The sequence below is a fragment of the Micromonospora sp. KC606 genome (genome assembly GCF_004348675.1).
GTDB lineage: Bacteria > Actinomycetota > Actinomycetes > Mycobacteriales > Micromonosporaceae > Micromonospora.
Genome location: NZ_SMKN01000209.1, coordinates 1 through 10,103 on the forward strand (window position 1 = coordinate 1; position 10,103 = coordinate 10,103).

Here is a 10,103-nt window from a genome sequence, read left to right on the forward strand (position 1 = left end):
GTGGCGTCCGCCGCGTCGCGTGGCGACCTGTCGTACTCCTCGGGCAGGATGCAGGCGTGCGCCCTGACCGAGACGAGCAGCTGACCGGAGCCCACCGATGACCGACGACCTGCTCGACGGCCCGGGCGAACCGGTCGGCCGGGTGCTCGGCACCGCCGACGCCACCCCGCTGACGTTCTGGACCGCCGTCTCCCCCGACAGCTACCTCCAACTCGACGACGTGGTGGTCACCCGCCGCGAGCTGCCCGACCGGGAGCCGGTCACCATCGCCGGGGTGGTCACCCAGGTCCGGGCCCGACACGAGGGCGCCCAGTTCGACTCGGACGTCTTCGCCATCGCCGACGGCACCCTGCCCGCCCAGGTGCAGGAGGCTGCCGAGATCACCACCACCCGGGTCGACCCGGAGCTCTACGTGCCGCCCGCGCCGGGCGCGGCGGTCTACCGGGCCGAGGGCGACGCCCGGGCTCGGGCCCTGCACTTCGACCGGATGGAGCGACGGATCCCGATGGGCATGGGGCGCGACGGCGTGCCGGTCTACCTCAACGCCGACTTCCTCGACGGCACCCGGGGCGCGCACGTCTCGATCTCCGGCATCTCCGGCGTGGCCACCAAGACCAGCTTCGCCACCTTCCTGCTCTACTCGGTCTTCCGGTCCGGCGTGCTCGGCGGCGACGCGGTCAACGCCAAGGCGCTGATCTTCAACGTCAAGGGTGAGGACCTGCTCTTCCTCGACCACCCCAACGCCCGGCTCGACGACGCCACCCGGGCCGGGTACGCGCGGCTCGGGCTGGACGCCGGGGCCTTCCCCGACGTGCGGGTGTACGCCCCGCCGCGGGTCGGCGACCCCGCCGGCACACCCGACGTCAGCAGCCGGCTCACCGGGGTGGACAGCTTCTACTGGACGCTGAGCGAGTTCTGCGCCGACCGGCTCCTGCCGTACGTCTTCGCCGACGCCGACGACGAGCGCCAGCAGTACACGATGGTGGTGCACTCGGTCACCGCCCACCTGGCCCGGTACGCCCAGCCCGCCGACGGCGGGGTGAGCGTCGACGGCACCCGGCTGGGCACGTACGCCGACCTGGTCGACCACATCGTCGAGCAGCTCAACGACGACGAGACCCGGGGCGACTGGGCCGGCAGCGCGGTCGGACTGGGCACCGTCAACGCGTTCGCCCGCCGGCTGATCGGCAGCAAGAAGGACCTGGGCCGGCTGATCCGGGGTGACCTGGCCGTCCGCCGCCCGCACTCGATCAACACCGCGGAGTCCGCCCAGGTCACCGTGGTCGACCTGCACAACCTGCCCGACCGCGCGCAGCGCTTCGTGGTCGGCGTGACGCTCAGGGGCGAGTTCGAGCGCAAGGAGAAGGCCGGCACCGCCAAGCCGCTGCTCTTCGTCGTCCTCGACGAGCTGAACAAGTACGCCCCGCGCGAGGGTTCCTCCCCGATCAAGGAGGTCCTGCTCGACATCGCTGAGCGGGGCCGCTCCCTCGGGGTGATCCTGGTCGGCGCGCAGCAGACGGCGAGCGAGGTGGAACGCCGGATCGTCACCAACTCGGCGATCCGGGTGGTCGGCCGGCTCGACCCGGCCGAGGCGTCCCGGCCCGAGTACGGCTTCCTCCCGCCGGCCCAACGCCAGCGGGCGCTGCTGGCCAAGCCGGGCACCATGTTCGTCAACCAGCCCGACATCCCGGTCCCGCTCTGCCTGGAGTTCCCCTTCCCGGCCTGGGCGACCCGGGTCTCCGAGGCGGGCCGCCCGCCGTCGCAGACGCTGCGCTCGATCACCCAGTCGGCCGACCCGTTCGCGGTGGTCGGTTCCGGCGCCTCCGACGACGACATCCCGTTCTAGGGGGCACCGGTGAGCGCGAGGAGTGAGCCCGCGAGCCCCGCAGCCGCGAACGAAAGGCCGGCACCGGTGAGCGCGAGGAGTGAGCCCGCGAGCCCCGCAGCCGCCAACGAAAGGTTGGCACAGCCATGAGGATCCTGCACACCTCGGACTGGCACGTCGGCAAGGTGCTCAAGGGCCAGTCCCGTCTCGAGGAGCACAAGCAGGTGCTCGCCAACGTCATCGAGATCGCGGTCGCCGAGCGGCCCGACCTGGTGATCGTCGCTGGTGACCTGTACGACACCGCCGCCCCCACACCGGAGGCGACCCGGCTGGTCACCCGGGCGTTGACGGCGCTGCGGCGGACCGGAGCCGACGTGGTGGCGATCGGCGGCAACCACGACAACGGCGCGGCGTTGGACGCGCTTCGCCCCTGGGCCGAGGCGGCCGGCATCACCCTGCGCGGCAGCGTCCGGGAGAACCCGGCCGAGCACGTGATCGACGGCGTGACCCGCGACGGCGAGCGCTGGCAGCTCGCCGCGCTGCCGTTCCTGTCCCAGCGCTACGCCGTCCGCGCGGTGGAGATGTACGAGCTGACCGCCGCCGAGGCCACCCAGACGTACGCCGATCACCTGGGGCGGGTGCTCACCCGGCTGACCGAGGGCTTCACCGAGCCGGACCGGGTGCACCTGGTCACCGCCCACCTCACCGTGGTCGGGGCGTCGACCGGCGGCGGTGAACGGGACGCGCACACCGTGCTCGGCTACGCGGTGCCGGCCTCGGTCTTCCCCGGCACCGCGCACTACGTGGCGCTGGGTCACCTGCACCGCGCCCAGCGGGTGATCGGGCCCTGTCCGGTGCGCTACAGCGGCAGCCCGATCGCGGTGGACTTCGGCGAGCAGGAGAACGTCCCCTCGGTGACACTGGTCGAGGTCACCGCCCGCACCGCCGCGCGGGTCCGGGAGGTGCCGGTGCCGGCGGCGGTGCCGCTGCGCACGGTCCGGGGCACCCTCGCCCAGCTCGCCGAGGCGACCCCACCGCAGGGCTGGCTGCGGGTGTACGTCCGCGAGCAGCCCCGCGCCGGGCTGCGCGAGGAGGTGCAGGAGCTGCTCCCCCGGGCCCTGGAGATCCGGATCGACCCGGAGCTGGTCCCCGCGCCCGGGTCCGGCACCCGGACCGCCCAGCGGGCCGGCCGGTCCCCCCGCGAGCTCTTCGCCGACTACCTCGACAGCCGGGGCCACGACGACGAGGGGGTACGGGAACTCTTCGACGAGCTCTTCGAGGAGGCGGACCGCTGATGCGCCCGATGCGACTGGACATGGCGGGCTTCACCGTCTTCCGCGCCGAGACCACCGTCGACTTCACCGACGCGGACTTCTTCGCGCTGGTCGGCCCGACCGGCTCCGGCAAGTCCACCGTGCTGGACGCGATCTGCTTCGCCCTCTACGGCACGGTGCCCCGCTGGGGCGGCACCCGAGGGCTGGCCAACGCGCTCGCGCCGTCGGCCACCGAGGCCCGGGTCCGGTTGGTCTTCGAGTCCGCCGGGGACCGTTACGTGGCCACCCGGGTGGTCCGCCGGGACGGCCGGGGCAACGTCAAGACCGCCAACGCCGGGTTGCAGCTCATGCCGCCCGGTTTCGACATCACCAAGCTCGACACCGGGCTCAGCCCGGAGGACCTGGGCGAGGTGGTGGCCGGCACCCCCGCCGAGATGGAGGGCGCGGTGCTGGCGGCGGTCGGGCTGCCGTACGAGCAGTTCACCTCCTGCGTGGTGCTGCCGCAGGGGCAGTTCGCCGACTTCCTGCACGCCAAGCCGGCGACCCGGCAGCAGATCCTGGTCAACCTGCTCGGCCTCGGCGTCTACGAGCAGGTGCAGAAGCGCGCCACGGAGCGGGCCGGACAGGCCGAGGCGAAGTTGGAGACGGTCGACCGAATGCTCGCCGGGCTGACCGACACCGACGACGCGACGCTGGACGCGGCGACCGCCCAGGTACGGCGCATGCGGGAGCTGGCCGGGGCGGTCGCCGCGGCCGTGCCCGAGCGGGAGCGGGCGCGGGCGGCGACGCGGGCGGCGACGGCGGCGCTGGCCGACCTGGACGCTGACCTGGCCGGGCTGGCCGGGGTGCGGGCGCCGGACGGGGTGGCCGAGGTGGCCCGCGCGGTGACCGACGCGCGGGCGGCGACCGGGGAGGCCGCCGGCGCGGTGGCGCTGGCCGAGGAGCGGGAGGAGAAGCTACGCGGCGAACTGGCCGCCCTCGGTGACGAGAGCAGCCTCCGGCTGCTGCTGCGGGCGTACGCCGACCGGGAGAAGCTGACCGCCGAGGCCGAGCGGGTCCGGGCGGCGGTCGGGGCGGCCGGGGCCGAGCACGACGCGGCGGTGGCGGCGCTCGCCGCGGCCCGGGAGGCGGCGGCGCGGGCCGACGCCGACCTGGAGGCCGCGTTCCACGCCCACGAGGAGGCGAAGGCGACCGACCAGGCCGTCGCGCTGCGGGCGCATCTCACCGACGGGGCGAGGTGCCCGGTCTGCGAGCAGACGGTGGCCCGGGTGCCGCCGCTGCCGGCGGGCTCGGCGGTCGCCGCGGCGACCGCCGCCGGCAAGGCCGCGCGGGCCGCCACGAAGGCCGCTCACGCGCTGGTCGCGGAACGGGACACGGCCGCCCGGGAACTCGAACGGGTACTGGTGCACGCCCGGGCCCGGCAGGAGCAGCTCACGACCCGGCGGTCCGAGCTGGACGGCCAGCTCGCCGGGGCCGCCACGCCGGCCGCGCTGGGCACGGCGCTGGACGAGCACGCCCGGCTGCGCCGGGCTCTGGACGAGGCGGCGGCGGTGGTCCGCGCCGGGCGTGACGCCGCCCGCCGGACCCGGGGGGCGCTGGACGCGGCCGAGGAGCGGTTGCGCGCCGCCTGGCGGGGCTTCGACGCGGCCCGGGACGGGTTGGCCCGGTTCGCTCCGCCGGCCGCCGACCGGGACGACGTCGCCGGGGCCTGGGCCACCCTGGTCGGATGGGCCGCCGAGCAGGCCCGGCGGCGGCAGGCCGAGCGGCCTGGGCTGGCCGACGCGGTGGCCCGTGCCGAGGCGGACGCGACTGCGGTCGAGGACCGGATCGTGGCCCTGCTCGCCGACGCCGGGCTGCCCCGCGACGACGACCCGGTCCGGGCCGTCGCGGTGGCGGCGGAACGCGCCGAGGCGGAGCGGCGGCGGCTGGAGGAACGCCGCGAACAGGCCGCCGAGCTGCGCGGGCAGCGGGCCGAGCACGAGCGGCGGGCACGGACCGCCCGGGCCCTCGCCGGGCACCTGCGAGCCAACAACTTCGAGCGGTGGCTGCTCGCCGAGGCGCTCGACCTGCTGGTGGACGGGGCCTCGGGAATCCTGCGCGACCTGTCCCAGGGCCAGTACGACCTGGTCCACGACAAGGGCGAGTTCTTCGTGGTCGACCACCACGACGCGGGGTTGCGCCGGGGGGTGCGCACCCTGTCCGGGGGTGAGACGTTCCAGGCGTCGCTGGCCCTGGCGCTGGCCCTGTCGGAGCAGCTCGCCGGCTTGTCCACCACCACGGCGAGTCTGGAGTCGATCGTGCTGGACGAGGGCTTCGGCACGCTGGACGCGGCCACCCTGGACACCGTCGCGGCGACCCTGGAGGGCCTGGCCGCGCGGGGTGACCGGATGGTCGGCGTGGTCACCCACGTGCCGGCGCTGGCCGAGCGGATCCCGGTGCGTTTCGAGGTTCGCAAGGACGCGCGGACGGCCCGGATCGAACGGACCGGTCTGTGAGCGCGGGCGACGCGGCGTGCCGGAGCCGGACGACCACGACGGCGCGGGCGGCGACGTGACCGGGCCACGGCTGTTCGTCGACGCGTGGGATCCGTCGTACGGCGCCTCCTTCGAGGCGGCGCCGGGCGGGCCGGCCACGCCGAGCAGCGCCCAGGTCGACGCGGACGTCGAGCTGCCCGCGGTGGATTGGCGGGCGGTTGGTCCCCGCCCAGGGCTGCGCGCGCCGGACGTGGTGCTGCTGGTCGACGGGGTGCGCCGGATCGACGCCAGCGTCTGGACGGCCGAGGAGGACGGCGCGTCGTACCCGGGTGTCGCGGCCTCGTACGCGGCCGGGGTGGTCCGGTGCGATCTGGAGCGCGGGGCTGCGGAGCTGGCCGGGGCGAGGGTCGGCCGGGGCCTGTTCACCGCCAGCCCGTCGGCCGAGGAGGTGGTCTGCGGGCGGGTGCGCTATCCGGTGCACCGGGTGGGCGGCGCGGGCGAGCTGAGCAAGCTGCCCACCGCCGTGCAGGCGCCGCTGACCGCGCTGGAGGTGCAGGTCTCCGACGCCGCCCGCACCGACGGAGACCTGCTGGTGGTGGACGGTCCGCTGCGGGCCCGCCGCCAGTTGCCACGCACCCTCGGGTACATCAAGACCCAGCACAGCCAGTACCTCGACGCCCGGCTGACCTCCGTGGTGACCGGGCTGCGCCCGGGGGAGCGCTCGCCGGTGTTCCGGTTGGGCACCGCCTGGGGCGGCTTTTCCTGGTACCTCCGCCTCCCGGTGTCGCTGGGGGCCCCGTGGGCCGGCATCGTCCGGCTGGAGTGCTCGGCCGAGCTGCCGCCGGAGGAGGCGGTCGCCCTGGCCGACCTCTCGCTGGTCACGCTGCCCCGATTCGCCTCCTCGCCGTACAAGGACCCCAGGGCCCCACAGAATCTGGTGCCCATCGCGGGGTTGGAGCGGCGGCTCCGCGCGCTGCTGGGCGACGCCCGGCTGCTGCACCGGGCGCTGACCATGGCCACCCGCGCCCGCGGGCCGTTCGGCTGATGGGCCGCCGCCGAGACGACGACCGAATCGTCGTGCCGGTCGACACCGGCCGGGCCGAGCTGGTGCCGGACCGGGACCGCCCCCACTCCTGGACGCTGCTGCTGGACGGCGCACCGCAGTCGCACGTGGACCTCGCCGACCCGACCCACCTGGAGTTCGAGTACGTGCGCCGGCTCGGCGCGGCGCTGGACCTGCTCGCCCCGCCCGGCACGCCGCTGCGGGTGCTGCACCTGGGCGGCGGCGCGTTGACCATGCCCCGGTACGTGCAGGCCACCCGCCCCGGTTCGACCCAGCGGGTGTCCGAGGTGGACGGCGCGCTGGTCGAGCTGGTCCGTCGGGTGCTGCCCTGGCCCGCCGACCCCCGGCTCAAGGTGCGGGTCGCCGACGCCCGCGCCACCCTGACCGCCACCCGTGACGGCGCGTACGACGTGGTGGTCGCGGACGTGTTCGCCGGGGCCCGCACCCCCGCCCACCTGACCAGCGTCGAGTACGCTGCCGAGGTGGCCCGGGTGCTGACCCCGTCGGGCTGGTACCTGGCGAACCTCGCCGACGGCCCGCCACTGCGGCACGCGCGCGCCCAGGTCGCCACGGTCCGCGCGGTGCTGCCGCATGCCTGTGTGGTGGGTGACGCGGCGGTGCTGCGCGGGCGGCGCTACGGCAACCTGGTGCTGGTGGCCGGCCGGGTGACGCCGCCGGTGCCGGCGCTGACCCGGCGGGCCGCCGGGGACTGGTTCCCCGGCCGGGTGCTGGCCGGCGCGGAGCTGGACCGGTTCACCGGCGGGGCCTCGGTCGTCCACGACGCCACCGCCACCGACTCCACGCCACCCCCACCCGGAATTTTTTCGGTGCCCCGTTGATCCGTCGGCTGCTGCGGTCCGTACCTTGGGTCGGCCCTCCCCGTGGGCCCGCTGATGTCATAGGACAGCAGGAGGTCTGCATGAGTGCGGTCGCGGTTGGTCTGCACGGCGACATGGCCAGGCCTGGGTGGATGTTCGCCCAGGCCCAACCCCAGTCCCGTGCCTCGCGGTCGACCCGAGGGGTCGACGCCGACCCCGCCGGGCGCCAGCACGGCCCGGTGACGCCGCAACCGGCGCCCGGGCGCCACCAGGCGATGTCTCCTGAGGCCAGTCACTCCGACCAGCTGATCCGGCTGCTGTACGCCGAACACGCCGGGCCGCTGCTGATGTTCGTCATGCGGCTGACCGGCGGTGACCGGCAACGCGCCGAGGACATCGTGCAGGAGACCCTGTTGCGGGCCTGGCGCAACGCGCACCGGCTGGGCACCCAGGGCCAGGGCTCGCTTCGCCCCTGGCTGGTGACGGTGGCCCGGCGGATCGCGATCGACGAGCACCGCAGTGAGCAGGCCCGGCCGGCCGAGACGTACGACCGGGACCTCACCGCGTTCGCCGAGGCGGACAGCACCGACCGGGTGCTGCGCACCATGACGGTGGCGGACGCGCTGCGTACGCTGAGCCAGTCCCACCGGGAGATCCTGGTGGCGACGTACTTCCGGGGCCGCACGGTGCCGGAGGCCGCGGAGGAGCTGGGCCTGCCGCTCGGCACCGCCAAGTCGCGGGTCTACTACGCGCTGCGCGCGCTGCGCACGGCCCTGCAGGAGAGGGGGGTGACGGAATGAGCCGGGCTGACCACATGGATGTCGCCGCGTACGCGCTCGGGGTGTTGGACCCGCAGGACACCGAACGGTTCGAGGAGCACCTCGCGGCCTGCTGGGCCTGCGCCGCCGAACTGGAGACCATGGTGCCCGTGGTGGGCCTGCTCTCCGACATCGACGGCGAGACGATGATGGCGATGGAGCACACGGCGACGGACCCAGCGCTGCTGGACCGTACGCTGGTGGCGGTGCGCACCCACCGGCGGCGCGCGCGGTTGCGTCAGGTGCTGTCGATGGCCGCCGCCGTGGTGGCGGTCGGCGCGCTCAGCGGCGTCGGCGTGGCCACCCTGGGCATCGGCGACAACGGCGGCCAGGTGGTCGCCGGCCCGTCGCAGTCCCCGCCGTCGGTGCCGGGGCCGCAGAGCACGCAGCCGTCCGGCTCGGCCCCGGGCCCCGGTGTGGGCGGGCCCAACGAGATTCAGGGTAAGCAGTACGACGCGGTCGACAGCGGCACCGGCGTGCGGGCCACGATGTGGCTGGCGAACAAGCAGTACGGCACCTGGATCGGGTTCAACCTGACCAAGCTGCCCGGTCCGCGCACCTGCCGGCTGGTGGTCATCCGCAAGAACGCCACCACCGAGGTGGTCTCCACCTGGGCGGTGCCGGGCACCGGGTACGGCACGAACACCAACCCGCAGGACCTCCAGTTGGAGGCGTCCACCGCGGCGCCGAAGAACGACATCGCGAAACTGCAGGTGCAGTCGGTGGACGCGAACGGGGTGGCGAGTCCGCTGGTGACCGTCGTCCCCTGACGTTCCCGCCCGCACAAAACGGCGCCGGCCCGCACGGGTCGGCGCCGTTTTCGGCGTTTCCGCCGCTCGGAGCGGTGGTTGTGGCGGTACACGCACGGACGCCCGGATTGGTTCAATGACATTTTGTGAAATTGACCACGGCCATTCGTTCAACCTTGACACCAGACCCTCCGTACTACTCGGTGAACTACCAAGAATGAGGAGGGCACGTGGCACAGATGAAGCGATCCGTCATCGTCGCGAGCGCGATGGTCGCACTTTCGGCCTGCGCTCCGGCAGGCTATGACGGGGCGAACACCGGCGCCGCCGAGCCGGTCGCCGTCGCCGCGGCCGAGCCCACCGCGGCGGTCGAGCCGGCCGCGTCCGCCGTGCCTGAAGCGTCCGGCGTCCCGGGGGTGTCCGCCTCGCCCGCCGCGCCCGGTGAACAGCCCCCGCTACCCGCCGACGTGCAGTTGACCGACACTCTCGTCGGCAAGAGCGTGGCCCGGATGGGCAAGGTCGTCACCGACCAGGAGGGGTTCATCCTCTACCGGTTCGACAAGGACTCCGACAACCCGCCGTCGTCGAACTGCGTCGACAAGTGCGCCGCGGTGTGGCCGCCCGCGCTGACCGACGGCAACCCGCAACTGGAGGGCGTCTCCGACGACAAGGTCGGCACCGTCACCCGCCAGGACGGCACCCGTCAGATCACCATCGGCGGCTGGCCGGTCTACCGCTACATCGGCGACAAGAAGCCCGGCCAGTGGAAGGGCCAGGGTGTCGGTGGCACCTGGTTCGTGATCCAGCCGAACGGCAAGAAGAACCTCGAGTGCATGCCGACCGGCACCCCGAAGGCGGTCGAGCCGCCGGCCGGCAGCTACTGATCGGCCGCCCACCGAGACGCGGTGGCCGGCCGCAGCCGGGGAGGGCGCGGCTGGCCACCGTCACGGATCCGGACGCCGACGTAACCGGCAGCGTCGAGCGTCCCGGTCGTGGCGCCGGCCCATCGCGGGCCGGCGCCACGGTTCCTTCTCCCGCCGGATCCCTCCCCCACGGTTCCCCGGGTGCGGACAAGGGCGGCG

General features: G+C 74.5%; 8 protein-coding genes. All 8 read left to right on the top strand.

The genetic code is table 11. From position 1 onward, the window contains the following. Positions 1-97 precede the first annotated feature (97 nt). The 8 genes from E1193_RS26220 (at position 98) to E1193_RS26255 (ending at position 9,905) form a co-directional block, all read left to right on the top strand. Positions 98-1,846 (top strand): ATP-binding protein, encoded by a 1,749-nt coding sequence (locus E1193_RS26220; RefSeq protein WP_132185855.1) that lies wholly within the window; start codon positions 98-100, stop codon positions 1,844-1,846. 125 nt (positions 1,847-1,971) lie between these two features. Further along, positions 1,972-3,120, top strand: coding sequence for an exonuclease SbcCD subunit D (locus tag E1193_RS26225; protein WP_132185856.1), 1,149 nt, complete (start codon positions 1,972-1,974; stop codon positions 3,118-3,120). Beyond that, complete coding sequence (locus E1193_RS26230; protein WP_132185857.1) at positions 3,120-5,594, top strand: SMC family ATPase; 2,475 nt, start codon at positions 3,120-3,122, stop codon at positions 5,592-5,594. Before E1193_RS26225 ends, E1193_RS26230 begins: the two co-directional genes overlap by 1 nt. 55 nt (positions 5,595-5,649) lie before the next feature. Continuing rightward, positions 5,650-6,618 (top strand): hypothetical protein, encoded by a 969-nt coding sequence (locus E1193_RS26235; RefSeq protein WP_132185862.1) that lies wholly within the window; start codon positions 5,650-5,652, stop codon positions 6,616-6,618. Further along, complete coding sequence (locus E1193_RS26240) at positions 6,618-7,475, top strand: fused MFS/spermidine synthase (RefSeq protein WP_132185858.1); 858 nt, start codon at positions 6,618-6,620, stop codon at positions 7,473-7,475. The genes E1193_RS26235 and E1193_RS26240 overlap by 1 nt, the downstream gene beginning before the upstream one ends. 80 nt (positions 7,476-7,555) lie before the next feature. Beyond that, positions 7,556-8,254 carry a sigma-70 family RNA polymerase sigma factor gene (locus tag E1193_RS26245; RefSeq protein ID WP_132185859.1) on the top strand — a complete coding sequence of 233 codons (699 nt, stop codon included), beginning with the start codon at positions 7,556-7,558 and terminating at the stop codon, positions 8,252-8,254. Continuing rightward, entirely contained in the window at positions 8,251-9,042 is a 792-nt protein-coding gene (locus tag E1193_RS26250) for a zf-HC2 domain-containing protein (RefSeq protein ID WP_132185860.1), read from the top strand. Before E1193_RS26245 ends, E1193_RS26250 begins: the two co-directional genes overlap by 4 nt. A 218-nt stretch (positions 9,043-9,260) precedes the next feature. After that, complete coding sequence (locus tag E1193_RS26255; RefSeq protein ID WP_243707911.1) at positions 9,261-9,905, top strand: hypothetical protein; 645 nt, start codon at positions 9,261-9,263, stop codon at positions 9,903-9,905. The last annotated feature ends 198 nt before the right edge of the window (positions 9,906-10,103 follow it).

Excerpts from the sequence above, each read along its gene's own strand:
- E1193_RS26240 (WP_132185858.1), top strand. The coding sequence starts at position 6,618 with ATGGGCCGCCGCCGAGACGACGACCGAATCGTCGTGCCGGTCGACACC.
- E1193_RS26220 (WP_132185855.1), top strand. The coding sequence starts at position 98 with ATGACCGACGACCTGCTCGACGGCCCGGGCGAACCGGTCGGCCGGGTG.
- E1193_RS26245 (WP_132185859.1), top strand. The coding sequence starts at position 7,556 with ATGAGTGCGGTCGCGGTTGGTCTGCACGGCGACATGGCCAGGCCTGGG.
- E1193_RS26255 (WP_243707911.1), top strand. The coding sequence starts at position 9,261 with ATGAAGCGATCCGTCATCGTCGCGAGCGCGATGGTCGCACTTTCGGCC.
- E1193_RS26230 (WP_132185857.1), top strand. The coding sequence starts at position 3,120 with ATGCGCCCGATGCGACTGGACATGGCGGGCTTCACCGTCTTCCGCGCC.
- E1193_RS26225 (WP_132185856.1), top strand. The coding sequence starts at position 1,972 with ATGAGGATCCTGCACACCTCGGACTGGCACGTCGGCAAGGTGCTCAAG.
- E1193_RS26250 (WP_132185860.1), top strand. The coding sequence starts at position 8,251 with ATGAGCCGGGCTGACCACATGGATGTCGCCGCGTACGCGCTCGGGGTG.